Below are 23,035 nucleotides of genomic sequence, written 5' to 3'. Positions count from 1 at the left end.
CGTCGCCGGTCTCACACGTCGATGTTGCGAGCGTAGAGCGCGTTCGTCTCGATGAAGGCGCGCCGCGGTTCGACCTGCTCGCCCATCAGGGTGGTGAAGATCTCGTCGGCGGTGATGGCGTCGTCGATCTGCACGCGCAGCAGGCGCCGCACCGCCGGATCCATCGTCGTCTCCCACAACTGATCGGGGTTCATTTCGCCCAAACCTTTGTAGCGCTGCTTGACGAGGTTGCGTTCGACCTCGGCGATCAACCACTGTACTGCTTCGGCGAAGCTGCCCACCGGCTGGCGTTTTTCGCCGCGGCGTACCTGAGCGCCGGGGCCGACGAGATCGGCCAGCGTCCGGGCGGCCTCGCGGATGAGGCGCCAGTCGTGTGAGGCGAGAAAGTCGGGGTCGATGCGCGAGCGTCGGGCGTTGCCGTGGTGCATGCGCGTGAGCTCGAGCACCCACTCCTCGTTCGTCTCGTCGAACAGGGCTTCGACCTCCAGGGCGCCGTCGAGCGCAGCGCGCAGCCGCTCGGCGCTCGCCAGGGCCGCTTCCTGGCTGGAGAGGTCGAGGGCGACGTCGTTGGCGAGCAGCGTGCGCAGCGCCTGCGCGTCGATGCGCGCGGCGTGGCGTGCGATGAGCGATTCGGCCAGCAAATACTGGCGCGCGAGGCCGGCGAGCGTCTCGTCGCGCAGCGGCTCGGCCCCTTCGCGCGGCAGTAGTTCCGCCCCGTCGAGGGCGAGTTTGAGCAGGTGCTGCTGCAGCTCCTGGTCGTCCTTGAGGTAGAGCTCGGTCTTGCCGTGTTTGATCTTGTAGAGCGGCGGCTGGGCGATGTAGATGTGGCCGCGCTCGACGAGCTCGGGCATCTGCCGGTAGAAGAACGTGAGCAGCAGGGTGCGGATGTGGGCACCGTCGACGTCGGCGTCCGTCATGATGATGATGCGGTGGTAGCGCAGCTTCTCCGGCTTGTATTCGTCCTTGCCGATGCCGGTGCCGAGCGCCGTGATGAGGGTAGCGATCTCCTGGCTTTGCAGCAGCTTGTCGAAGCGCGCCTTCTCGACGTTGAGAATCTTGCCCTTGAGCGGCAGGATCGCCTGGAATTTACGGTCGCGCCCCTGCTTGGCCGATCCGCCGGCCGAATCCCCTTCGACGAGGAAGAGTTCGCACAGCGCCGGGTCCTTTTCCTGGCAGTCGGCGAGCTTGCCGGGCAAACCTACGCCGTCGAGCAGTCCCTTGCGCCGCGTCATTTCGCGCGCCTTGCGCGCCGCCTCGCGTGCGCGCGCCGCCTCCACGATCTTGCCGCAGATGATCTTGGCGTCGTTGGGATTCTCTAGCAGGAACTCGGCGAGTTTGGCCGAGACGATCTCCTCGACCGCCGGGCGCGCCTCGGAGGAGACGAGTTTCATCTTCGTCTGGCTGGCGAACTTCGGATCGGGCATCTTCACCGAGAGCACGCAGGCGAGCCCCTCGCGCATGTCGTCGCCGGTGATCTCGACCTTGGCTTTCTTGGCGATCTCCTGCTCTTCGATGTAGCGGTTGATGACGCGCGTGAGCGCGGCGCGCAAGCCGGTGAGGTGCGTGCCGCCGTCGGGCTGCGGGATGTTGTTGGTGTAGCACAGCACCTGTTCCTGGTAGCTGTCGTTCCACTGCATCGCCACCTCGACGGCGATCTCGACCTCGTGCCCCACGTCCTGGGGTACCTTCACCACCCCCTGGGCATGGAAGATGTGGGGATGGATGGGGTGTTTGTTGCGGTTGAGGTATTGGACGTAGCCGCGCACCCCGCCGGAGAAGGCGAAATCCTCTTCTTTGCCGGTGCGCTGGTCGACGAGCTTGATGCGCACGCCGTTGTTGAGGAAGGAGAGCTCGCGCAGGCGCTTGGCGAGAATGTCGTAGTGGTATTCGATGGTACCGAAGATCTCCTCGTCGGCGAGCCAATGCACCTCGGTGCCGCGCTTGGTGGTCGGCCCCAGTTCGCGCATCTTGCGCACGGGGATGCCGTCGATCACCTCCTCGACGAAATCGGCCGGCACGCCGCGGTGGAATTCCATGAAATGCTTCTTGCCGTCGCGCCGCACCGTGAGCCGCAGCCATTTGGAGAGCGCGTTGACGCAGGACACGCCCACGCCGTGCAGTCCGCCGGACACCTTGTAGCTGTTCTGGTTGAACTTGCCCCCGGCATGCAGCACGCACATGACGATCTCGGCGGCGCTGCGCTTGGGCTCGTGTTTGTCGTCCCACTTGATGCCCACCGGGATGCCGCGTCCGTTGTCGACCACCGACACGGAATCGTCGGCGTGGATCGTCACCACGATCTCGTCGCAGTAGCCGGCGAGCGCCTCGTCGATGGCATTGTCGACCACCTCGAACACCATGTGGTGCAGGCCGGTGCCATCGGAAGTATCGCCGATGTACATGCCGGGACGCTTGCGCACGGCCTCCAGCCCTTCGAGCTGCTGGATGGCGGATTCGTCGTAGGTTTCACTGGGGGTTTTTTTTTGCACGTCTCGGCTCATGACGGAAATTCTTTCCTCGTAGCGTATCGATAAAATGTCTGACAGATTTTTTGGGGTACGGTTCTACAGGCGCATCGGCATCACGACGTATTCGAAGCGCTCGTCCTCGGGGACGGTGATGAGGGCGGCGGCGTTGCCGTCCTTGAGCGACAGATGCACGACTTCGTTGGTGAGCGCGCTCAGTACGTCGAGCAGATAGCCGACGTTGAAGCCGATCTCCAGCGGTTCGCCGTCGTAGGCGATCTCGATCTCCTCGATGGCCTCTTCCTGTTCGGCGTTGTGGCTCGACAGGCGCACCAGCCCCGGGGAGAAGGAGAGTTTGACCGGGCGGATCTTGTCGCTGGCAAGGATCGCCACGCGCTGCAAGGCTTGCTGCAGTTCGGTGCGAACGAAAGAGACACGGATGGGGTGCCCTTGGGGAATGACACGACGAAAATCGGGGAATCGCCCGTCGATGATCTTGCTGAGGAATTCGCTGTCCTTGAAGCGGAACACGATCTGCTTGTCGGCGATGCGCACTTCCACCGTATCGTCGGAATCGGTGAGCAGCCGCTGCAGCTCGCCCACCGCCTTGCGCGGCACGATGGCTTCGCGCGCGCTCGCCAAGGGTTCGGCCAGAGGTTGCGCGCAATGAGCCAGCCGGTGGCTGTCGGTGGTCACCACGTCGAGCCGGTCGCCTTCGGCGGCAAAGAGCATGCCCACGAGGTAGTAGCGGATGTCCTGCTGCGCCATGGCGTAGGAGGTGAGCGCGATGAGGCGGCGCAGCTCGCGCTGGGTGAGCCGCATGGGCGCGTCTTCGCCTTCCGGTGGGACGAGGCGGGGGAATTCCTCTGCCGGCAGCGCCTGCAGGGTGAAACGGCTGCGACCGCAGCGCAGGACGAGGCGGCTCTCGCCGTCGCGCTCGAGCCGTATCACCGCGCCTTCGGGAAGGCTGCGCAGGATGTCGAGCAGTTTTTTCGCATTGACGGTGAGTCTTCCTTCTTCGCCCGGCAGCTCGCTCGCGTCGATGTGGACGGCGAGCTGCATCTCGCCGTCGGTGGCGGTGAGCCCGAGGCGGCCGGCGTCGCGCTCGAGCAGCACGTTGGCGAGGATGGGTTTCGTCTGGCGTTTTTCGACCACGCCACTGGTGGCCAGCAGCGGTTGCAGCAGCTGGTCGCGGGTCGATTCGAGAAAGAGCATCGGGCCTCTCCTGAATTGGAAGTCTTCAGCCGCGCAGGACCTGCAGCAGCACGTGGACGTCGTGGTTGAGTTGGGGATCGGTCAGACGCAGCTCGTTGATCGTGCGGTAGGCGTGCAGCACCGTCGTGTGGTCACGCCCGCCGAAGGCTTCGCCGATGGCCGGCAGCGACAGCGGCGTGAGCTCCTTGGCGAGCCACATCGCCACCTGCCGGGGGCGAGCCACCGCCCGCGTGCGCTTTTTCGAGTGCATGTCGGCGACCTTGGTCTTGTAGTAGTCGGCCACCGTCTTCTGGATGTGTTCGACGGTGAGCTGCCGATTGTAGGCGTGCAGGATGTCCTTGAGTGCCTCCTTGGCCAGCTCCAGCGTGATCGGCTGACTGTGGAAGTTGGCGAAGGCCACCACCTTGTTGAGTGCGCCTTCGAGTTCGCGCACGTTCGAGCGCAGGTTCTTGGCGATCAAGAAGGCCACGTCGTCGCCCACCTGCACGCCCAAGAGTTGCGCCTTCTTCTGCACGATGGCCACCCGCATCTCGAGCTCGGGCGGCTCGATCTGCACCGTCAGGCCCCAGTCGAAACGCGAGATGAGCCGATCTTCCAGCCCTTGAATGTCTTTGGGATAGGTATCGCAGGTGATGACGATCTGCTTGTGCGCCTCGGTGAGGGCGTTGAAGGCATGGAAGAATTCTTCCTGTGTGCGTGCCTTGTTCTGGAAGAACTGGATGTCGTCGATGAGCAGCACGTCGAGCGAACGGTAGTAGCGCTTGAAGGCATCGAAGCTCTTCTGCTGGTAGGCTCGGACGACGTCGGCGTAGTAGTCCTCGGCGTGGACGTAGCGGATCACCACGCGCGGGTCGGTACGGAAGATGGCGTTGCCGATGGCATGGATGAGGTGCGTCTTGCCCAGTCCGACCCCGCCATAGACGAACAGCGGATTGTAGGAGGCGCCGGGGTTGTGCGCCACTTGCATGGCCGCGGCGCGGGCGAGGTCGTTGGCTCGGCCGGTGACGAGGGTGTCGAAAGTCGCCGCTGGGTTGAGCCGCGTGCGCTCGTAGAGCGCTTCGAGGGTCGAGGACGGGGCCACGTCCTCGGCGAGCGGCGGAGGGCGGCGTTTCGGAGCGCTGCGGGCGGGGCGGGGTTTGGCTTCGGCGGCGCGTTCCTGCGTCGTCGCCGCGGCAGGAGGAACCGAGTCCGCAGGTGCCGCTTCGGAGGATTCGACGTCGGGAGCCGAAGCCCGGGCTTGGGCCGATGCGGGCCGATTGGATCGCGGCGGCGTGCCTCCTTTGGCGGTAGCGCCCAGCTGCAGTTCGGCCTGGGCGATGCCGAGCTCGGCGAGATGTTCGGCGATCTTGGACCAGTAGCGCTCGCGCACCCACTGCAGGATGAAGCGGTTGGGCGCGAGCACGCGCAGCCGCACTCCTGCGCCTCCTTCCTCGGGTTCGGCGCTCAGGGCACGGATCCAGGTATTGTATTGCTGCGCCGGCAGCGAGGCACGCAGACGCTCGCAGCAGGCGGTCCACGCTTCGTGACTCAAGGAGAAGGCCCTCTGGAAGGATTGACGACGTTCCAGGGGATATTCTAACCCGTCCACCCAAAAGGTGAGTTATCCACAGGGTGGGCGAAATCTCGACCAGGGAAACGACCCAAGCTTAGGTATTGGTAAAATGATTAGCCTTTATCCCCGACGACCTTCTTTGGCCGAGCGCGGGAAACTTATGGGCGTGACGTCGATCGATGCACCGATGCGTTTTTCCACACCTCGTCTCGCCCGCCTGTTGAGTAGGGCGTGGTTGAAACAAACGAACAAACCACACCTCCCTGTGAAGGAGCCTGTCATGAAAAAGCTCTTCTCGTTGTTTGGCGCGATCCTGTTCGTGCTCGCCTCGGATGCGGCAATGGCCGAGGACAAGCCCTTGCGCATCGGCATCGAGGCTTCCTATCCCCCCTTCGCCTACAAAACGCCCGACGGCAAGCTCGCCGGTTTCGACTACGACATCGGCAACGCCCTGTGTGAAGAGATGAAGGTCAAGTGCCGGTGGATCGAGCAGGAGTTCGACGGATTGATCCCCGCGCTCAAAGTGCGCAAGATCGACGCGGTGATCTCTTCGATGTCGATCACCGACGAGCGCAAGAAATCGGTCGATTTCAGCAAGAAGTACTACTACACGCCCGGCCGCCTGGTGATGAAGGCGGGCAGTGAGGTGAAGGACCCCTTGGTCGACCTGAAAGGCAAGAAAGTCGGCGTGCAGCGCGCCACCATCTTCGACCGCTATGCCACCGACGTTTTCGCTCCGGCCGGCATCCAAGTGGTACGCTATGCTTCGCAGGAAGAAGTCTTCCTCGATCTCGCCGTCGGGCGCATCGACGCTTCGCTCGCCGACGCCGTGAGCATCCAGTTCGGTTTCCTGCAGACCGAGGCCGGTAAAGGGTTCGCCACGGTGGGGCCGGCCTTCACCGACCGGAAGTATTTCGGCGAGGGCATCGGCGTGGCCGTGCGCAAGGGCGACACGGTGCTGGTAGAGAAATTCAACGCCGCCATCGACGCGATCCGCGCCAACGGCAAGTACCAGGAAATCGCGAAGAAATACTTCGACTTCGACATCTATGGCGAGTGAGGCGACCAAGCCCGTTGGAGTTGGCCGATGAGCGGCGGCTATTGGCTCACCATCGTCGAAGGCAGCTGGCTGACGCTGAGCCTGGCGCTGTGCTCCATGGCACTGGCCGTGGTGCTGGGGCTCGCGGGGGCGGGGGCGCGGCTCTCGCCGCTGCGTCCGCTCGCATGGCTTGGCGAAGCCTACGCCACCGTGATCCGTGGCATCCCGGAGCTGGTCATGATCCTGCTGGTGTATTTCGGTGGTCAGGATCTCGTCAATCGCGCCGCGGCGCTCATCGGCCATGAAGACTACGTCGACATCGACCCGTTCGCCGCCGGCGTGGCCACTTTGGGATTCATCTTCGGCGCCTACCTGTCGGAGACTTTCCGCGGCGCTTTCCTCTCCATCCCCAAGGGACAGGCCGAGGCCGGGTTCGCCTACGGCATGAGTCGCTGGCAGGTGTTTCGCCGCATCCTGTGGCCGGAGACGGTGCGCCTGTCGATTCCCGGTATCGCCAACAACTGGTTGGTTCTCATCAAATCCACCGCGCTCGTGTCGGTATTGGGCCTGCCGGACATTATGTTCCACGCCAAACAGGCGGGGGACGCCACGCGCCAGCCCTTCACCTATTTGCTGCTCGCCGGGGTGCTCTACTTGGCGATCACCAGCGTGTCGCTGCTCGCGCTGCGCGTGATCGAGAAACGCTTCTCGCTGGGCGTACGGGAAGTTCGGCTGTGATCCTCGATTTTTCCGTCATCTGGGAGAACCTGCCGCAGTTCCTGCACGGCGTGCGCGTCACGCTGCAGCTGCTCCTCATTTCGCTCGCCGTGGGCTTCGTCTGGTCGGTGCCGCTCGCGCTGATGCGGGTGTCGGGTTCGCCCTGGCTCAACCTGCCCGCCTGGTTCTATACCTACGTGATCCGCGGCACACCCATGCTGGTGCAGCTCTTCCTCATCTATTACGGGGTGGCGCAGTTCGAGGCCGTGCGCGCGAGCCTCTTCTGGCCGTGGTTGTCGGATGCCACTTTCTGCGCTTGCCTGGCATTTGCCATCAACACTTCCGGCTACACCGCCGAGATCATCGCCGGTTGCCTCAAGACCACGCCGCCGGGCGAGATCGAAGCGGCCCGCGCCGCCGGCATGTCGCGTCTGCAGATGTACCGGCGCATCCTCCTGCCTTCGGCGTTGCGCCGGGCACTGCCGCAGTACAGCAACGAAGTGGTGATGATGCTGCACGCGACCAGCATGGCTTCGCTCGTGACGCTCGCCGACATCACCGGCGTGGCGCGCACGATTAGCGCCCAGTATTTCCTTCCCTTCGAAGCCTACCTCACCGCCGGCGCCTTCTATCTCGTGCTCACTTTCCTGCTGCTGCAGCTCTTCAAGGCTGCCGAGCGCCGCTGGCTCGCTCACCTGCGGCCACAACGCCGCTGAATCATTTTCCTGTCGCCATACCCGATCCGCAAGGCGAACCATTCATGGTCAAACTCGAAGTCGACGATTTGCACAAGCGCTATGGGGCGCACGAAGTCCTCAAAGGGGTTTCGCTCAAGGCCGACGCCGGTGACGTCATCAGCGTCATCGGTTCGAGCGGTTCGGGCAAGAGCACGCTGCTGCGTTGCATCAACCTGCTCGAGCAACCCAACGCCGGGCGCATCGTGCTCGACGGCGAAGAACTGCGGCTGGTGCCGGCCAAGGATGGCACCCTGCGCGCGGCCGACCGCAAGCAGCTGCAGCGCATCCGCTCGCGCCTGGCCATGGTCTTCCAGCATTTCAACCTGTGGTCGCACATGACCGCGCTGGAGAACGTGATCGAGGTGCCGGTACACGTGCTGGGCGTGCCAAAAAAGGAGGCGATCGAGCGCGCCGAGCATTACCTCGCCAAGGTCGGCGTGGCGCACCGCAAGAACGCCTATCCCTCGCACATGTCCGGCGGCGAGCAGCAGCGCGTGGCGATCGCCCGGGCGCTGGCAGTGGAGCCAGAGGTGATGCTCTTCGACGAGCCGACCTCGGCGCTGGACCCCGAGCTCGTCGGCGAGGTGCTCAAGGTGATGCGCGACCTCGCGCAGGAGGGCCGCACCATGATCGTGGTCACTCACGAGATGGGCTTCGCGCGTGAGGTGTCCACGCACGTCATGTTCCTGCACCAGGGGTTGGTCGAGGAGGAAGGAAACCCGCGCGAGGTGCTGGCGCGTCCGCGCAGCGAGCGGCTGCAGCAGTTCCTTTCGGGGAATTTGAAGTGAGGAGCCGTCAGCGCCGCACGACCTCCACGAGATAGCCTGGCTTTCGTAGGCTCGTGAGCACGAAGCGCTCGAAGCGCGGGCAGGCGGCGAGCGTCGCCTCGGCGATCGCGCGGGCGGCGGATAGGAGGCGATCGTCGTCGACCATGTTGAGCACGGGGATCACGCGTTTTCCTGCCGTGCCTTGCAAGAGACCCTCTTCGCGGGTGTAGAGCGCGACGAAGTCGGGAATGGCCACCGGCTCGCCGAGGGCGCGGCCGGTGAGGGCGGAGACGCGCTCGGGGCGGTGCGCGATCGTCTCGGAGAGGGGCTGCCCCAGCGCCTGCAGCGAAAGGACGAGGAGCACCGTGTCGGTCGCCGCGGGCAGGCTCGGTTCGTGCGGCGCAGGGGCTTTGAGGAGCCGCGAACGGGCCCCGTCGGCCTTCACCAGCGTGAGATCGAGCCCGCCCTCGCGGTGCAGCCTGGCGATGCACTCTCCGGACACGGCCGCCACCCGCCCCGGCTTGTCCGAGGGCGTGGCGTAGGCCACTTTGCGTGCGCGGCTCGCGCGTACCTTTTCTTCGAGTTCGTCTTCAGGAGCGACGAGGATCTCGGCGCCGAGTTCGGGAGCGAAGTCGGTGATGAAGGTGGTGGTGGTGAGGGCCACGCGTCCGGGGTGGGCGGCGAAGATCTGGTAGAGCGTGGTCTTCTTGCCGCCGGCGCCGACGGCAGCGAGGATGCCGCTTTGGGCGCCCAGTGCCTCGAGGAGTGCGCTCGTGCGTTCGTTCATCGGACTCCCTTTCGTCAACCGCCGGTGGCGTTCATGTGCCGGAAGAGCACGGGTTTGGCGGTGAGATCGAACTCGTGCCCTTTGGGTTTGATCGCCATCGCGGCGACGATGGCTTCCTTGAGCGGTTCGAGTTCGCCGGGATGGGTGCGCAGCACCCGGCGCAGGTCGACCGAGTGCTCTTGCCCCAGGCACAGCAAGAGCCGCCCTTCGGTGGTGACGCGCACGCGGTTGCAGTTGTCGCAGAAATTGTGGCTATGGGGCGAGATGAATCCGACGAGGGTGCCGGTCTCGGCGATGCGCTCGTAACGGGCCGGGCCGCCGGTGCGCTCGACGGTGGGCAGCAGGGTATAGCGCTCGAGGATGCGTGCGCGCACTTCGTCGCTGGGCACGAAACTCGCGTACCGATCGTGTCCTTCGAGCTCGCCGAGTGGCATCTCCTCGATGAAACAGAGGGTGAAACCGCGTTCGGCGGCGAATTCGACCAGATCGAGGATCTCATCGTCGTTGATGCCGCGCATCGGTACGGCGTTGAGTTTGATCGCCTCGAACCCGGCGTGCCGGGCGGCTTCGATGCCCTCGAGCACCTTGTCGAGGCTGCCCACGCGCGAGATGGCGCGAAAGCGCTCGGGGCGCAGGCTGTCGAGGCTCACGTTGATGCGCCGCACGCCGGCCTCACGCAGCGCCACGGCATGGCGAGCGAGCTGGGAGCCGTTGGTCGTGAGCGTGAGCTCTTTCAGGCCGGGGAGTTTGCCCAGTTCGGCGAAGAGCGAGAGGACGTTTTGCCGTACGAGGGGCTCGCCCCCGGTGATGCGCAGTTTCGTCACGCCCAGCTCGACGAAGGCGCGGCCGATCAGCGCCATTTCTTCCAGAGTCAGGATGCGCGCCTTGGGCAGGAAAGTCATCTGCTCGTTCATGCAGTAGACGCAGCGCAAGTCGCAGCGGTCCGTTACCGACAGGCGCACGTAGGTGACGTGTCGGCCGAAGCGGTCGATCAGGGGCGGGGTGGCCGGGGCTCGGGTGTCCATCGCGGCGGCTCCTGTATCATCGTGGGGTCACGAACATCGCGTTTTGGAGTTGTCATGGCCGATTTGCCGCACCTCACTGCCGCCGGTACTGCCCACATGGTGGACGTCGGGGAGAAGGAGAAGACGCATCGGGTCGCGATTGCCGAAGGATACCTCGAAATGTCGCCGGAGGCACTCACGGCGCTCGTAGCGGGCAACCTGAAGAAAGGTGACGCGCTGGCGGCGGCGCGCATCGCCGGGATCATGGCCGCGAAACGCACTTGGGAATTGGTGCCGCTGTGCCATCCGGTGGCGCTCACGCACCTGGAAGTGGAGGTGGAGCCGGTAGCGGAACGCGTGGCGGTGCGCTGCCGCGCCCGGGCCGAGACGCGCGAGCGCACCGGCGTGGAGATGGAAGCGCTCACGGCGGTGCAGGTGGCGCTCCTCACGGTCTACGACATGTGCAAGGCGATCGACAAGGGGATGCGCATCACCGACGTCGGCTTGGTGCACAAGAGCGGCGGGCGCTCGGGGACGTGGCAGCGGCAGGGGTGAATCATCTCACGCCAAGGCGTTCTTCCAGCGCACGCCGTTCTTCCTCGGTATTCAGGTTGACGAAAGCCTCGGCTTGGTCGGAAAAATCGGCGATCGCCAAGCGTTGCGCCGTGAGCCAGACTGCGACCTTGCGCTCGCCCGCGCGCAAACGGCGTTCGAGCTCGACGCGCGCAGTCACCGGTAAAAGCACGAAGACTGGTTGCAACCGCCCTGCTGCCCGGGCGACGGCCACGTCGGCTCCTGCGGCGCAGCGCGCCTGCCATAGGCGATCGACGAGGTCGGACGGCAACAAGGGGCAATCGCAGGGGACGACGACCACCCAGTCGGTGCGCGCAGCGGCGAGCCCCGCGGCGATGCCGGCGAGCGGCCCGGCGAATCCGCCTTCGAGATCCGGAATCACCGGCACGCCATAGGCGGCGTATCGTTCGTGGTGACGATTGGCGTTGATGAGGATCGCCTCGGTCTGGGGGCGAAGCCGGTCGAGCACGTACTCGACGAGCGGCCGTCCGTGCAGTTCGACCAAGCCTTTGTCGACGCCGCCCAGCCGCGTGCCGCGACCGCCGGCGAGGATGAGGCCGGTTAGAGGAGGGTGAAAAGGCAAGGGCGGCACAGGCATGCGCGCAGTGTAACCGATTTGATCCCCGTGATTTTCCTTGACATGTCCTCTGCTTGTCTGTTAAATAACGAGATTTTCCCGTTCGAGGTGGTCCCATGAAACGCACCTATCAACCCTCCAAGATCCGTCGCAAGCGTACCCATGGTTTCCTCGTGCGCATGCGCACCCGGGGTGGCCGCTCCGTGATCCGGGCGCGGCGGGCCAAGGGTCGTCATCGCCTGGCCGTTTGAGCGGCGAGATCCCGTCTGAGGCGGAGGCACGTTTTCGCCGTGCCGACCGCCTGCTGCGACCGTCCGAATTCTCGCGCGTCTTCACGGCGCGGCGGGTGATCCGCGGGCGTTTTTTTTCCGTCCACTGGAGCCTCAACGAGCTGGGTCGCCCGCGCCTGGGGCTGGTGGTGGCGAAGAAACTCGTGCGGCGCGCGCATCAGCGCAATCTCGTCAAGCGCATCGCGCGCGAGACCTTTCGCCTCGAGAAGGGGCGGCTGCCGGCCTGCGACGTGGTGGTGCGGCTGAGCGCGCCGATCGTCGAGGCCACGCGTCGGATGCTGCGCGAGGATCTCCTTTCCTGCTTCGAGCGGCTTGCGCGGGAGGCCGGCAAATGCGCCGCCTCCTGATCGCGCTCATCCGGGGTTATCAAGTGGCGATCAGCCCTTGGCTGGGGCGTAACTGCCGGTTTTACCCGAGCTGCTCGCAATATACGTTGGAAGCGATCGAGCGCCACGGGGCCGTGAAAGGCCTGTGGCTGGGGATGCGGCGGGTGTTACGTTGCCATCCCTTTCATCCCGGCGGGCACGACCCTGTGCCATAATTCGCCGATTATTTTGCCCGTTTTCCAGGATGGATCCATGGAGCAACGCCGTCTGATCCCGTTGTTGGTGTTCCTTTTCTCGTTGGTGATGCTGTGGGAGGCGTGGTTGCGCCACAACCAGCCGGCGCCGCAGCCGCAAGCCGAGCGTCCCGTCGCAACCCAACAGGGGGCCGGTCTGGGTGAGGTACCCCAGTCGCAGCGGGCCGCCGTGGCACCGGCTTCCGGAGCGATCGAAGAGGCCCAGGCGCGCCGCATGGTGGTCGAGACCGATCGCTTTACCGCGGAGATCTCGGAGCGCGGTGGCGACATCGTTTTCCTCGCCTTCAAGGACCACTCGGCGCGTGAGGATCACAGCAAGCCCTTCATACTCTTCGACGATGGCCGCGCCGGCCACGTCTATCGGGTGCAGTCGGGGCTGATCGGAGCGGGCCTGCCGAACCACCGCTCGCAATGGCAGCTGCCGGCCGAGGCCGTACGGCTTGCGCCAGGGCAGGACGTGCTGGAAGTTCGGCTCACGGCTCAGGCGGACGATGGGGCGCTCGTGACCAAAGTGCTGCGTTTCAAGCGCGGCGAATATCTGGTCGAGGTGCGCCACGAGGTTGCCAACGCGGGCACGGCGCCGATCGAAGCGTCGACGTATTATCAATTCCTGCGCGATGGCTTGCCGGCCGAGGAGCATTCGCTCTTCGGGGTTCGCACGTTCACCGGCCCGGCGATCTATACCGCCGAGAGCAAGTACAAGAAGATCGACTTCGAGGACGTGCTCAAAGGCAAGGCGGAGTTTCCGCGGCTCGCGCAGGATGGCTGGATCGCCATGGTGCAGCATTACTTCGTCGCGGCTTGGTTGCCGCAGGAGGGGGTGCAGCGCGAGTTCTACGTCCGGCCGGTGGAGGGGGGCTTGTTCCAGGCAGGCGTGATCCTGCCGCTGGGGACGGTCGCGCCGGGTGAGGCGAAGGAGGGATCGGTGCGCCTCTATGCCGGGCCGCAGACGCAGAGCGTGCTGGGTACGCTCGCGCCGGGGTTCGACCTGGTGGTCGATTACGGTTGGTTTACGGTGATCGCCGCGCCGCTCTTCTGGGTACTGTCCTGGTTGTACAAGCTCACTGGGAACTGGGGCTGGGCGATCGTGCTGGTGACGGTGCTTCTGAAAGCGATTTTCTATCCCTTGTCGGCAGCGAGCTACCGTTCGATGGCCAAGATGCGCGCGCTCACCCCCCGACTGCAGCGCCTCAAGGAGCTCTATGGCGACGACAAGGCGCGCATGCAGCAGGAGATGATGCGCATCTACCAGGAGGAGAAGGTCAATCCGCTGGGCGGCTGCCTGCCCATCCTGGTGCAGATCCCGGTTTTCATCGCGCTTTACTGGGTGCTGCTCAATAGCGTCGAGATGCGCCAGGCACCGTGGATCCTGTGGATCCAGGATCTGTCGATGCGTGATCCTTACTTCGTGCTGCCCCTCCTCATGGGCGCGTCGATGTTCGTGCAGATGAAGCTCAACCCGCAGCCGGTCGATCCGATGCAGGCGAAACTGATGCTCGCCATGCCCATCGTGTTCACGGTGATGTTCCTGTGGTTCCCTGCCGGTTTGGTGCTCTATTGGCTGACGAACAACGTGCTGTCGATCGCCCAGCAGTGGCTGATCACACGGCAGATCGAGGCGGGTGGCAAGGCGTCGAAGTGAGGTCGGCGAGGGCGTGAGCAAAGAGCGGCACACGGAAGGGGCGCCGCGCGAGGTGATCGCGGCGATCGCTACCGCCCCGGGGCGCGGCGGCATCGGTGTGGTGCGGGTCTCGGGCCCGGGGCTCGCGGCCTTTTCCGAGGCGTTGCTCGGGCGGGTGCCGGCGCCGCGCAGGGCGACGTTTGCGCGCTTTCGCGATGCGCAGGGCGCGGTGATCGACGAGGGGTTGGCGCTGTACTTTCCGGCCCCGCATTCGTTTACCGGCGAAGACGTGCTGGAGCTGCACGGACACGGCGGGCCCGTGGTGCTGCAACTGTTGCTCGAGCGCTGCCTCGAGCTGGGTGCTCGGCTCGCCCGTCCCGGAGAATTCACCGAGCGCGCCTTTCTTGCCGGCAAGATCGATCTGGCACAGGCTGAGGCCGTGGCCGATCTGATCGACGCCTCGACTCGGGCTGCGGCCCGAGGGGCGGCGCGTTCGCTCACGGGGGAATTTTCCCGCGCCGTGCGCGCGCTGCAGGAGCGCCTGATCGAGGCGCGCATGTGGGTCGAGGCTTCGCTCGATTTTCCCGAAGAGGATCTGGAGCTCATCGCCGCCGCGCGCATCCGCGAGAAGGTCGCCGAAACGCTGTCCGTTCTCGATCGGCTGCTCGAGAACGCGCGCCAGGGGGCATTGTTGCGCCGGGGGCTGCACGTGGTCATCGCCGGTGCGCCCAACGTCGGCAAGTCGAGCCTGCTCAACGCCTTGATGGGGGAGGAGCGGGCGATCGTCACCGACATCGCCGGTACCACCCGCGACGTGTTGCGCGAGGCGATCCAGATCGAGGGGATTCCGCTCTACGTGATCGACACGGCGGGACTGCGGGCCACCGAAGACCCCGTGGAGCGCATCGGCGTGGCGCGTACGCGCGAAGCGATCGCGCAGGCCGACGTGGTGCTCGCGCTGCGCGCGCTCGATCGATCCGAGCCGACACCGCTCGAGGAAGTGCTGGCGCTCGCTCCACCCGAAGTGCCGGTGATCGAGGTGGTGAACAAGATCGATTTGACGGGTGAGGCGCCGCGGCGCGAGACGGGAGAAGGCGGGCGCATCCGCGAGCGCGTGTGGCTGTCGGCACGCACCGGCGAGGGTCTGGACCTGCTGCGTGCGGCGTTGCTGGAGGTGGCCGGCTGGCACGCCCAGGGGGAAGACGTGGTACTGGCGCGCGAGCGGCATCTGGAGGCCTTGCGCGAGGCGCGTGGCTCGCTCGCCGCGGCGCTGGAAACGGGTGATGCGCTCGAGCTCCTCGCCGAAGAGCTGCGTATGGCCCACCGGGCGCTCGGACGCATCCTCGGAGAATACGACGTGGAGGATCTGCTCGGCGAGATTTTCAGCCGATTCTGCATCGGCAAATGAGAATATCGCCGGAATGTTCCACGTGGAACATTCGAAAGGAGAAGGAGTGGGGCTCGAAGATTTGAGCTGGATATGGCTCGTCCTGGGTGGGGCGGCCTTTCTCGCGGGGCTCATCGATGCCGCGGTGGGGGGCGGAGGGCTCATCCAGGTCCCCGCTTTGTTGCTCGCTTTTCCGCAGGCGCCGCTCGCCGATCTCTTCGGCACGAACAAGGTCGCTTCCGTGGTGGGCACGGCGGCGGCGGCGCGGCAATATTTGCGACGCATCGCCTTGCCGGGCGCGTTGTTGGCGACGGTGGCGACGGCGGCTGGGCTGGGTAGCTGGTTCGGGGCGAGCGCGGTGACGCATTTCCCACGCGAATGGGCGCGGCCCATGGTGCTGGTGCTGCTGAGCCTGGTGGCAGTCTATACCTTTGCCAAAAAGGACTTTGGTCTGCAGTCTCGCACTGCGGCTTGGGAACGGGCCGATCTGGGTCGGGCGACGGGCATCGGCTTGGTGATCGGGTTCTACGACGGTTTCTTCGGCCCCGGGACGGGAAGCTTCTTTATTTTCGCCTTCGTGCGTCTGTTGCGCCTGGATTTTCTCCATGCGTCGGCCTTGGCCAAGGTCGGCAACGTGGCGACGAACGTTGCGGCCATCGCCTATTTCTGGGGCCATGCACACATCGCCTGGGCCCTGGGAGGGTGGTTGGCGCTGTGCAACGTCCTGGGTTCGCGCGTCGGCAGCGGCTTGGCATTGCGCCATGGTTCCGGCTTCGTACGCAAGCTCTTCCTCGTCGTGGTGACGGTGCTGATCGTGCGCTTGAGTTGGGAACAATTGTCCCCATATTTATTCTGATTGCGGGCACACCGCAGAGGGGAATGAACGCCTTCGGGCAGTTCGTTGTATAATCTTCGGTTTTCCATGGCTGGCCGGGAGAAGTGGAGATGAACGGTCTTCATCTGATTGCGGATCTCTATGATTGCCGCTGCGATGTCGCTCTGCTCACCGACCGGGAACGGTTGGAGACCTTGTGCGTGCAGGAGTGCCGTGAGGCAGGACTGACGCCGTTGGGCGCTTATTTCTATCAGTTCCGACACGACAACGGCGAGAATGCCGGCGTCACCGGCACGGTGGTGTTGGCCGAGTCTCACCTGGCCATCCATACCTGGCCCGAAACGGGCAACGTCACGCTGGACGTGTACGTGTGTAATTTCTCCAAGGACAACTCCGAGCTCGCCAGGCAGGTGTTTCGCCGTGTGATCGAAACGCTCAATCCGATGGAGGTGGTGAGCCATTCGGTGGTGCGCGGTAAGATCGCGCCGCGGGAGTGAGGCCATGAGCGAGCGGACGACGCGGCTGTGGGAGTCCTTGAGTGATTGGAGCGGCTATTATTTCGACGTGACCGAGTGCCTGGAACGCGGTCGCAGCCGCTACCAGGAATACGAGGTATGGGTCTCGCCGCTTTTCGGGCGCATGTTCCGCCTCGATGGCTGCGCGATGACGAGCGAGACCGATGAGTGCATCTATCACGAGAATCTCGTCCATGTGCCGGGGCTCGCGCATGCGGGGCCGCGTTCGGCGCTCGTCATCGGCGGCGGCGATGGCGGTTCGGCCGAGGAGCTCTTCAAATACCGCACGATGCAGCAGGTGGTGCTCGTCGAGCTCGACGAGAAGGTGGTCGAGCTCGCACGCACCTATTTTCACGCGGTGCATCGCGGCGCGCTCGACGATCCGCGTCTGGAGCTGCGCGTGCAAGACGGCCTGGAATACGTGCGCCGCGTGGCTCCGGCCGAGGGAAGGAAATTCGACCTCGTGGTGCTGGATCTCACCGATCCGGTGGGGCCGGCGGCGGCGCTCTATCAAGAGGAGTTTTTCCGGGCGTGCAAGGCGTTGCTCGCCGAGGGTGGGGCGCTGTCGCTGCACGTGGGGGCGCCGGATCATCAGCCCGAGCGGGTGCGCGAGCTGCTGCGGCGCCTGCGCGCGGTCTTCGCCCATGTTCGTCCCCATCTGCACTACATCCCGCTCTACGGGGCGAACTGGACGCTCGCCTGTGCTTCCGACACGCTCGATCCGGCATCGCTCGACGCGGCGACGGTGGACGCGCGCATCGCCGAGCGGGGATTGCGCGACCTGCGCTATCTCGACGGCGAAACCTATCGGGCGCGTTTGGTCATGCCACGCTATTTGCGCGAGATCATGCAGCCGTGAAGGAACGCTCGCCGGCTGCGGCCGGACGCAATGTTTCACGTGGAACATCGCCCGAGGTCGATCCCCGCACCTTGAGCGGTGCGATCGAGCTCGCAGCCCAGGTCGTCGACAGGGTCCTCGCGGGACACAATGCGCTGGAGCATTATCACGCCCTGCGTGCGGCGCATCCCGTGACCGAGCCCGGCGCCTGGGGGCGGGTGCGTGATCTGGCCTGGAGCGCTCTGCGTGACTACGGTTGGGGGCGCTGGGTTTTGGCGCGGCTCGCTCCTCGTGGCGTACCCGAGCCGGTGCTCGCCCCTTTGCTGGTGGCGCTGTCGGCGCTGCGCGACGGTCCGCGCGATGCGCATGCGCTCACTCATCAGAGCGTGAGCTGTGTGCGTGCGCGGCAAGAACGTCTGGCAGGGTTCGCCAATGCCTTGTTGCGCACGTTCCTGCGCGAGCGCGAGGTGCTGCACCCCGAGGCGCTCGCCGAGGCGGCGCGCGCGAGTGCCGCCGTGCCCGCGGTTGGGCCGGAGGAGCAGGACGTGGCGGTGGCGCATTTCCGCCATCCCCGTTGGTGGATCGACAAGGTGCGCGCGCAGCATCCGCTCGAGTGGGAAGATGTGCTGCATGCCGGCAACACCCATCCACCGATGGGTTTACGGCTCAACCGCCGCCGCATCGACGAAGACGAGGCGCTCGCGCGGTTTGCCGAGGCCGGCATCGCCGTGCGTCAGGTCGGTCCGATGGCGCTGCTGCTGGAACGGCCGATGCCGGTGGCGAAAGTCCCCGGCATCGCCGAGGGTTGGGTCTCGCCCCAAGACGTGGGGGCCCAGTTCGCGGCGCGTCTGCTCGCTCCGGTTGACGGCGAGCGCGTGCTCGATGCCTGCGCTGCACCGGGTGGCAAGAGCGCGCATTTGCTGGAGTTGGCCGATATCGAACTCACGGCCGTCGATGTCGAGGAGTCGCGGCTCGCGGCGCTGCGCCGTGCTCTGGCGCGGGTGGATGTACCGGTGCAGATCGTTCGCGGCGACGCGCGTCATCCAAAGCGCTGGTGGGATGGTAAGCCGTTCGATGCTATCCTCGCCGATGTGCCGTGTTCCGGCAGCGGCGTGGCGCGACGTCATCCAGACATCAAGTGGTTGCGCCGCGCAGAGGACGTTGCCGGTTTCGCCCGCCAACAGGGCGAGATCCTCGAAGGCTTATGGCCTTTGCTCGCGCCGGGCGGGCGGCTGTTGTACGCCACTTGTTCTCTTTTCGCCGAGGAAAACGAAGAGCGAGTGCGGGCGTTTTTGAAACGTCATCGCGATGCACGGGCCGTTCCTCTCGAGGGGAATCGCGAGACGATCACTCTTTTCCCGGACGAGACGCACGATGGGTTCTTCTACGCGCTGTTACGCAAAAACCATTGATTCATCTCGCCGCCGAACCCTGATCGCCATGGGGGCGATGGTATTGGGCGGGTTCGGCCTTGGGGCGAGCGCTCGGGAAGTGACGGCCAAAATCGCACACGCCCGACTATGGCGCAACGAATCCGGCGCTTGGTTCCTCGATGCCGACCTGAACATGGAGCGTTTTCCTCCAATGTGGGAGGATCTGCTACAACGGGGCATCGAGCTGCCGCTGCGGCTCGAGCTGATGCTCTATCGTGAGCGTTGGTACTGGAGCGATCAGCTGGTCTATGGCAAATTTTGGCGCATCACGATAAGGTATCGGCCCGTTACCCAGGATTGGCTTCTTTCCGTGGGCGAATCGACGCACGCGTTTTACGATCGAGAATCGCTGATGCAGGCATTGCGGAAGATCCGCGCCTGGCCCGTGGCTGGCGACATCTTCAACCCGCTAACCGACGTGCGTGCGGAACTGAAACTGGCCGTCGATTTGAGCCGATCGCCGCAGACGGTTCGGGCAACGGCCCTGGGGAACGATGATTACGTTTGGGTGGTCGAGCCTTATCGCTGGTATCCGTGGAGAGAACGATGAATCGCGGCCTGATGGTCGTGATTCTCGCGGTGGTGGCGATTTCGATCTTTCTGCTCGCTACCGCGAGCAGCAATACCGACGTTTTCGGCAGTGCTTTTCCTTACTTTCTGACCCTGAATGCGGCGGTGGTGACCGGTCTCGGTGTGCTACTTGGCCGTCACGCCTGGCATCTCTATCGTCAGTACCGGCGCAAAAAGTTCGGTACACGCCTGCGCGTACGCTTGACGCTGATGTTTACCGCCATGGCACTCATTCCGGCGGTGATCTTGTACCTGGTGTCGATGTTCTTCGTCGTGCGCTCGATCGAGACGTGGTTCGACGTCCGGGTCGAGAGGGCATTGGAGAGCGGCGTGGCGCTGGCGCGCAATACCCTCGACAATCTGGTCTTGAAGGCTCGGCGCGATGCAGAGACCTTGCGCACCCACATTGCCCGAGAGGGGAGTTTCGACGTCGACACGCTGACGCCGTTGCGCGAGAATCTGGGGCTCGCCTCGATCACGGTACTCAACGCCAAGGGAACGCCCTTGGTGACGGTGAGCCCCGACGATCGATGGCTGAGCTCGGTGTTGCCGTCTTCGGTCGAACTTCAAGTGGCGAGGAGTACGGGGATTTTCCACCGTGTGGATACTCCCCCGGACGGTGTTCCCGTGATCCGGGTGGTGGCGGCGCTGGAGGCGCGCACGCCGGGTGCGACGTTCGAGGCCGCTTTCGTTCAGATGGTGCAGCGGGTGCCGTGGAACATCAGCGAACAGATCGATGCCGTACAAACTGCGTACCAAGACTATCAGCAGATCGTGGTCGGAAAGGAGGGGCTACAGCGCATTTATGCGCTCACGCTCACGATCACGGTGCTGCTGTCACTGCTTGCGGCACTCGCACTGGCAATGTATCTGTCGCGTAAGTTCATCGCGCCGCTGATGGTGTTGGCGGAAGGAACGAGGGCGGTGGCATCGGGCGACTACCGGCCGCTTGCCCCGATCGCGGCGCGCGACGAGCTGGGAGTGCTGACGCGCTCGTTCGATGCGATGACGCAGCAACTCGCACAGGCTCGGCAGGCAGCGGAAGAATCGCGCGCCCAGATCGAGGCGGCGCGCGCTTACCTGGAGACGATCCTCGCCAACCTCAGCACGGGCGTGCTGGCGTTCGATGTGGAAGGGAAGTTGACCATCGCCAATGCCGCGGCTTCTCGTATCCTCGAAGTCGATCTGCAGGGGTGCACGGGGATTGCGCCCTCCTGCTGGACGATCGAGCCGGAGTTTTCCACCTTGATCGCCGAGCTCATCGGTCGTGAGCCGGCAGGTCCCATCGAATGGCGCCGTCGCTGCGCCGACGGGCACACGCAGATCTTGCTGCTGCACGTGGCCTCTCTGCCGACCCGCCACGGCAGCGGTCGCCTGGTCGTGTTCGACGACGTCACCGACCTCGTGCAGGCGCAGCGCACCGCCGCTTGGGGCGAGGTGGCGCGGCGCCTCGCGCACGAGATCAAGAATCCGCTCACCCCGATCCAGCTCTCGGCCGAGCGCTTGCGCTACAAGCTCGCCGATCGTCTCGATCCCGAGGCGCGGCAGATGCTCGAGCGCGCCACGCAAACGATCATCGATCAGGTGGAGGCGATGAAAAACCTGGTCAACGCCTTCCGCGATTATGCTCGTCTTCCCGCGCCGAAAAAGGACTGGCTCGACGTGGAATCCTTGTTGCGCAGCGTCCTCGTCCTGTACGAATCCTCACCGGCGCGCCTGGAGCTCGACTTGCCTCAGGAGGCTTTGCCGGCGCTGCGGGCCGATGCTTCCCAATTGCGTCAAGTGTTGCATAATCTCATCCAGAATGCGCAGGATGCGCTGGAGGGACGTCAGGACGGCCTGATCCGCATCGAGCTTGGGCGCAAGGCGGATACCCTCACCCTCCGGGTGCTCGACAATGGCCCCGGATTCCCTTCGGAACTCCTACGCCACGCGTTCGAGCCCTATTTCACGACCAAGCCCAAGGGGACGGGGCTGGGTCTGGCGGTGATCAAGAAGATCCTCGATGATCATGGCGCGAGGGTCCGTCTGGTCAACCGGGCGGAAGGAGGGGCGATGGTGGAGATCGAATTCCCGCTCGGCGACGACGTACGTGAAGGAGGTCGCGATGGCTAGAGTGCTCATCGTCGACGATGAAGTCGGTATCCGCGAGTTGCTGCGTGAGATCCTCGAAGACGAGGGTTATGCCGTCGAGACGGCCGAGAACGGGCTGCAAGCGAACGAGCGCCTGGAGACGGAGCGGCCCGACGTGATCCTGCTCGACATCTGGATGCCCGACGTCGACGGCATCACGCTCCTGCGACAGTGGATGGGACGGCAGCCGCCAGCGCCGCCGGTGATCATGATGTCGGGTCACGCCACGATCGACACGGCGGTCGAGGCAACCCGGATCGGAGCGATCGATTTTCTCGAGAAACCGATCTCGATGCAGAAACTGCTGCCGGCGATCAAGGAGGCGGTGGCGCGCTCTCGTCAGGCAAAAATTCCCAACGAGGTGGTGATCGGGCGACTGGGCGAACATCCGCTGTTGACCTCCGTGCTCGAAAAAGCGAGGGAATCTTTGCAGCGCGAGCGGGTGCTTTATCTGCAAGTGGCCGATTCATTCCTCATCGAAGCGTTGGCGCTGGCGCTCAAGTTACGCGAAGGTCCTTGGCTCGATCTCGGTAGCGAGACCCAACCACTGTCACGCGAGAAACTTCAGCGCGCTCGAGGGGGGCATTGGTTCGTCCTGCGAGCCCAGGATCTCACGCGACTACAACAGAAAAATCTCTGTTTCGCGCTCGAGCGACGCGACGAATATCAGGCCAAGGTGGTCGTCTTTGGTCACACGCCGGCCGAGGCATTGGCCAAGGAAGGGTGGCCCGAGCTCCTGAGTAGGGTCTTTGCGCGGTGCTGTGTCCCAGTGCCGAGGCGGGAGGAGGCATTGCGCGTCCTCGACACCCTGATGCCCTTGGCTCTGTCGGAAGTTGCCAAACGGCGCGGGAGCGATACCGTACCCCGATTGCCTCCCGGTAGCATGACACGCATGCCAAAAGGGATGCTGCCCCAAGAGATGGACTTGCTGGGGTTGGCCGAGGCCCTGCTCGATGCCGATGAGGGGGGCGTCGTGTTGCAGGAGGCGATCGAGCGGATTTTCGGGCTTCCTGACCAACCGACGCTGGAGCGCTTGCTTACTTTACCCTTGCGTGAGGCGCGCGAGGCCTTCGAACGGATGTACTTCGAGCGACTCCTCGAACGAGAGGCCTTGCCCATGAGCCGGGTGGCCGAGCTCGCCGGTTTGGAGCGCACGCACCTATACCGCAAAATCAAGCAGCTTGGACTCACGATCAAACGAGGGCAGGAAGTCGAGTGAGAAACCGTCGCTCGCAGTGACGGGCGGGCGGCTCGAAGAACCGTCGCGAGCGGCTGCAGGGCAAGGCGCCCGGAGCGCAGGATGCGAGACATATCACCCAGATAGGCGAGCATCCGAGCACCGCGCAACGCCGCCATGAAGCCGCGCAGCAGGTTATTCGAGGTGCCCAGGTATTTTCCAG

The 23,035-nt window shown here is 64.7% G+C and carries 23 protein-coding genes; 17 read left to right on the top strand and 6 right to left on the bottom strand.

Translation table 11 applies throughout. From position 1 onward, the window contains the following. Positions 1-11: 11 nt before the first annotated feature. The 3 genes from gyrB to dnaA all read right to left on the bottom strand — a co-directional run bounded on the left by gyrB (position 12) and on the right by dnaA (position 5,211). Positions 12-2,501, bottom strand: coding sequence for a DNA topoisomerase (ATP-hydrolyzing) subunit B (gene gyrB, locus EPD80_RS04570; RefSeq protein WP_142809766.1), 2,490 nt, complete (start codon positions 2,499-2,501; stop codon positions 12-14). 63 nt (positions 2,502-2,564) lie between these two features. Then, on the bottom strand, positions 2,565-3,680 hold the full coding sequence (gene dnaN / locus EPD80_RS04565) for a DNA polymerase III subunit beta (protein WP_142809764.1): 1,116 nt from the start codon (positions 3,678-3,680) through the stop codon (positions 2,565-2,567). A gap of 25 nt (positions 3,681-3,705) precedes the next feature. Continuing rightward, complete coding sequence (gene dnaA, locus EPD80_RS04560) at positions 3,706-5,211, bottom strand: chromosomal replication initiator protein DnaA (protein ID WP_142809762.1); 1,506 nt, start codon at positions 5,209-5,211, stop codon at positions 3,706-3,708. A gap of 301 nt (positions 5,212-5,512) precedes the next feature. Here dnaA and EPD80_RS04555 point away from each other — a divergent pair, with 301 nt between their 5' ends. The 4 genes from EPD80_RS04555 to EPD80_RS04540 are packed head-to-tail and all read left to right on the top strand — an operon-like array spanning position 5,513 to position 8,513. Beyond that, positions 5,513-6,292 carry an ABC transporter substrate-binding protein gene (locus tag EPD80_RS04555; protein ID WP_142809760.1) on the top strand — a complete coding sequence of 260 codons (780 nt, stop codon included), beginning with the start codon at positions 5,513-5,515 and terminating at the stop codon, positions 6,290-6,292. Positions 6,293-6,319: 27 nt separating this feature from the next. Then, complete coding sequence (locus EPD80_RS04550; protein ID WP_142809758.1) at positions 6,320-7,009, top strand: ABC transporter permease; 690 nt, start codon at positions 6,320-6,322, stop codon at positions 7,007-7,009. Further along, the gene (locus EPD80_RS04545) at positions 7,006-7,704 is read left to right on the top strand and encodes an ABC transporter permease (protein ID WP_142809756.1); all 699 of its coding nucleotides are present in this window, start codon (positions 7,006-7,008) and stop codon (positions 7,702-7,704) included. The genes EPD80_RS04550 and EPD80_RS04545 overlap by 4 nt, the downstream gene beginning before the upstream one ends. 44 nt (positions 7,705-7,748) lie before the next feature. Continuing rightward, a complete protein-coding gene (locus EPD80_RS04540) occupies positions 7,749-8,513 on the top strand; it encodes an ABC transporter ATP-binding protein (RefSeq protein ID WP_028875250.1) in 765 nt (254 codons plus the stop codon). Positions 8,514-8,520: 7 nt separating this feature from the next. On the opposite strand, the gene yqeC is transcribed toward EPD80_RS04540, so the two are convergent. Next, entirely contained in the window at positions 8,521-9,279 is a 759-nt protein-coding gene (gene yqeC, locus EPD80_RS04535; protein ID WP_142809754.1) for a selenium cofactor biosynthesis protein YqeC, read from the bottom strand. A 14-nt stretch (positions 9,280-9,293) separates the two neighbouring features. Then, on the bottom strand, positions 9,294-10,304 hold the full coding sequence (gene moaA / locus EPD80_RS04530) for a GTP 3',8-cyclase MoaA (protein ID WP_142809753.1): 1,011 nt from the start codon (positions 10,302-10,304) through the stop codon (positions 9,294-9,296). Positions 10,305-10,358: 54 nt separating this feature from the next. On the opposite strand from moaA, the gene moaC reads away from it, so the two are divergent. After that, the gene (gene moaC / locus EPD80_RS04525; RefSeq protein ID WP_142809750.1) at positions 10,359-10,838 is read left to right on the top strand and encodes a cyclic pyranopterin monophosphate synthase MoaC; all 480 of its coding nucleotides are present in this window, start codon (positions 10,359-10,361) and stop codon (positions 10,836-10,838) included. A 1-nt stretch (position 10,839) separates the two neighbouring features. Here moaC and mobA read toward each other — a convergent pair whose 3' ends face one another. Next, entirely contained in the window at positions 10,840-11,454 is a 615-nt protein-coding gene (mobA, locus tag EPD80_RS04520; protein WP_142809748.1) for a molybdenum cofactor guanylyltransferase MobA, read from the bottom strand. Positions 11,455-11,549: 95 nt separating this feature from the next. Here mobA and rpmH point away from each other — a divergent pair, with 95 nt between their 5' ends. From rpmH to EPD80_RS11530, 12 genes are all read left to right on the top strand, one after another. Then, on the top strand, positions 11,550-11,684 hold the full coding sequence (gene rpmH, locus EPD80_RS04515) for a 50S ribosomal protein L34 (protein WP_028875239.1): 135 nt from the start codon (positions 11,550-11,552) through the stop codon (positions 11,682-11,684). Next, a complete protein-coding gene (gene rnpA, locus EPD80_RS04510; protein ID WP_221928843.1) occupies positions 11,681-12,070 on the top strand; it encodes a ribonuclease P protein component in 390 nt (129 codons plus the stop codon). Before rpmH ends, rnpA begins: the two co-directional genes overlap by 4 nt. Beyond that, a complete protein-coding gene (gene yidD, locus EPD80_RS04505; protein WP_142804041.1) occupies positions 12,055-12,264 on the top strand; it encodes a membrane protein insertion efficiency factor YidD in 210 nt (69 codons plus the stop codon). The genes rnpA and yidD overlap by 16 nt, the downstream gene beginning before the upstream one ends. Positions 12,265-12,301: 37 nt before the next feature. Beyond that, a complete protein-coding gene (gene yidC, locus EPD80_RS04500; protein WP_142804040.1) occupies positions 12,302-13,945 on the top strand; it encodes a membrane protein insertase YidC in 1,644 nt (547 codons plus the stop codon). Positions 13,946-13,958: 13 nt separating this feature from the next. Then, positions 13,959-15,332 carry a tRNA uridine-5-carboxymethylaminomethyl(34) synthesis GTPase MnmE gene (gene mnmE, locus EPD80_RS04495; protein WP_142809746.1) on the top strand — a complete coding sequence of 458 codons (1,374 nt, stop codon included), beginning with the start codon at positions 13,959-13,961 and terminating at the stop codon, positions 15,330-15,332. Positions 15,333-15,354: 22 nt separating this feature from the next. Then, positions 15,355-16,167, top strand: coding sequence for a sulfite exporter TauE/SafE family protein (locus EPD80_RS04490; RefSeq protein WP_221928842.1), 813 nt, complete (start codon positions 15,355-15,357; stop codon positions 16,165-16,167). 89 nt (positions 16,168-16,256) lie between these two features. Next, positions 16,257-16,643, top strand: coding sequence for an adenosylmethionine decarboxylase (gene speD, locus EPD80_RS04485; RefSeq protein WP_142804037.1), 387 nt, complete (start codon positions 16,257-16,259; stop codon positions 16,641-16,643). Between the two features lie 4 nt (positions 16,644-16,647). Beyond that, complete coding sequence (gene speE / locus EPD80_RS04480) at positions 16,648-17,520, top strand: polyamine aminopropyltransferase (RefSeq protein WP_142809742.1); 873 nt, start codon at positions 16,648-16,650, stop codon at positions 17,518-17,520. Beyond that, on the top strand, positions 17,517-18,911 hold the full coding sequence (rsmB, locus tag EPD80_RS04475) for a 16S rRNA (cytosine(967)-C(5))-methyltransferase RsmB (RefSeq protein ID WP_142809740.1): 1,395 nt from the start codon (positions 17,517-17,519) through the stop codon (positions 18,909-18,911). The genes speE and rsmB overlap by 4 nt, the downstream gene beginning before the upstream one ends. Then, positions 18,874-19,482: a DUF4390 domain-containing protein gene (locus EPD80_RS04470; protein WP_185957707.1), complete on the top strand. Its 609-nt coding sequence runs from the start codon at positions 18,874-18,876 to the stop codon at positions 19,480-19,482. The genes rsmB and EPD80_RS04470 overlap by 38 nt, the downstream gene beginning before the upstream one ends. Further along, complete coding sequence (locus EPD80_RS04465; RefSeq protein ID WP_142809736.1) at positions 19,479-21,617, top strand: sensor histidine kinase; 2,139 nt, start codon at positions 19,479-19,481, stop codon at positions 21,615-21,617. The genes EPD80_RS04470 and EPD80_RS04465 overlap by 4 nt, the downstream gene beginning before the upstream one ends. Next, a complete protein-coding gene (locus tag EPD80_RS11530; protein ID WP_185957706.1) occupies positions 21,610-22,854 on the top strand; it encodes a sigma-54-dependent Fis family transcriptional regulator in 1,245 nt (414 codons plus the stop codon). Before EPD80_RS04465 ends, EPD80_RS11530 begins: the two co-directional genes overlap by 8 nt. Positions 22,855-23,035 lie beyond the last annotated feature (181 nt).

The organism is Tepidiphilus olei, assembly GCF_006980705.1.
Classification (GTDB): domain Bacteria; phylum Pseudomonadota; class Gammaproteobacteria; order Burkholderiales; family Rhodocyclaceae; genus Tepidiphilus; species Tepidiphilus olei.
This window is presented reverse-complemented; position numbering and strand designations above follow the sequence as displayed.

Excerpts from the sequence above, each read along its gene's own strand:
- EPD80_RS04540 (WP_028875250.1), top strand. The coding sequence starts at position 7,749 with ATGGTCAAACTCGAAGTCGACGATTTGCACAAGCGCTATGGGGCGCAC.
- EPD80_RS04550 (WP_142809758.1), top strand. The coding sequence starts at position 6,320 with ATGAGCGGCGGCTATTGGCTCACCATCGTCGAAGGCAGCTGGCTGACG.
- moaC (WP_142809750.1), top strand. The coding sequence starts at position 10,359 with ATGGCCGATTTGCCGCACCTCACTGCCGCCGGTACTGCCCACATGGTG.
- EPD80_RS04465 (WP_142809736.1), top strand. The coding sequence starts at position 19,479 with ATGAATCGCGGCCTGATGGTCGTGATTCTCGCGGTGGTGGCGATTTCG.
- yqeC (WP_142809754.1), bottom strand. The coding sequence starts at position 9,279 with ATGAACGAACGCACGAGCGCACTCCTCGAGGCACTGGGCGCCCAAAGC.
- gyrB (WP_142809766.1), bottom strand. The coding sequence starts at position 2,501 with ATGAGCCGAGACGTGCAAAAAAAAACCCCCAGTGAAACCTACGACGAA.
- speE (WP_142809742.1), top strand. The coding sequence starts at position 16,648 with ATGAGCGAGCGGACGACGCGGCTGTGGGAGTCCTTGAGTGATTGGAGC.
- dnaN (WP_142809764.1), bottom strand. The coding sequence starts at position 3,680 with ATGCTCTTTCTCGAATCGACCCGCGACCAGCTGCTGCAACCGCTGCTG.
- EPD80_RS04470 (WP_185957707.1), top strand. The coding sequence starts at position 18,874 with ATGGGTTCTTCTACGCGCTGTTACGCAAAAACCATTGATTCATCTCGC.
- moaA (WP_142809753.1), bottom strand. The coding sequence starts at position 10,304 with ATGGACACCCGAGCCCCGGCCACCCCGCCCCTGATCGACCGCTTCGGC.
- yidC (WP_142804040.1), top strand. The coding sequence starts at position 12,302 with ATGGAGCAACGCCGTCTGATCCCGTTGTTGGTGTTCCTTTTCTCGTTG.
- speD (WP_142804037.1), top strand. The coding sequence starts at position 16,257 with ATGAACGGTCTTCATCTGATTGCGGATCTCTATGATTGCCGCTGCGAT.
- mobA (WP_142809748.1), bottom strand. The coding sequence starts at position 11,454 with ATGCCTGTGCCGCCCTTGCCTTTTCACCCTCCTCTAACCGGCCTCATC.
- EPD80_RS04555 (WP_142809760.1), top strand. The coding sequence starts at position 5,513 with ATGAAAAAGCTCTTCTCGTTGTTTGGCGCGATCCTGTTCGTGCTCGCC.
- rpmH (WP_028875239.1), top strand. The coding sequence starts at position 11,550 with ATGAAACGCACCTATCAACCCTCCAAGATCCGTCGCAAGCGTACCCAT.
- EPD80_RS11530 (WP_185957706.1), top strand. The coding sequence starts at position 21,610 with ATGGCTAGAGTGCTCATCGTCGACGATGAAGTCGGTATCCGCGAGTTG.
- yidD (WP_142804041.1), top strand. The coding sequence starts at position 12,055 with ATGCGCCGCCTCCTGATCGCGCTCATCCGGGGTTATCAAGTGGCGATC.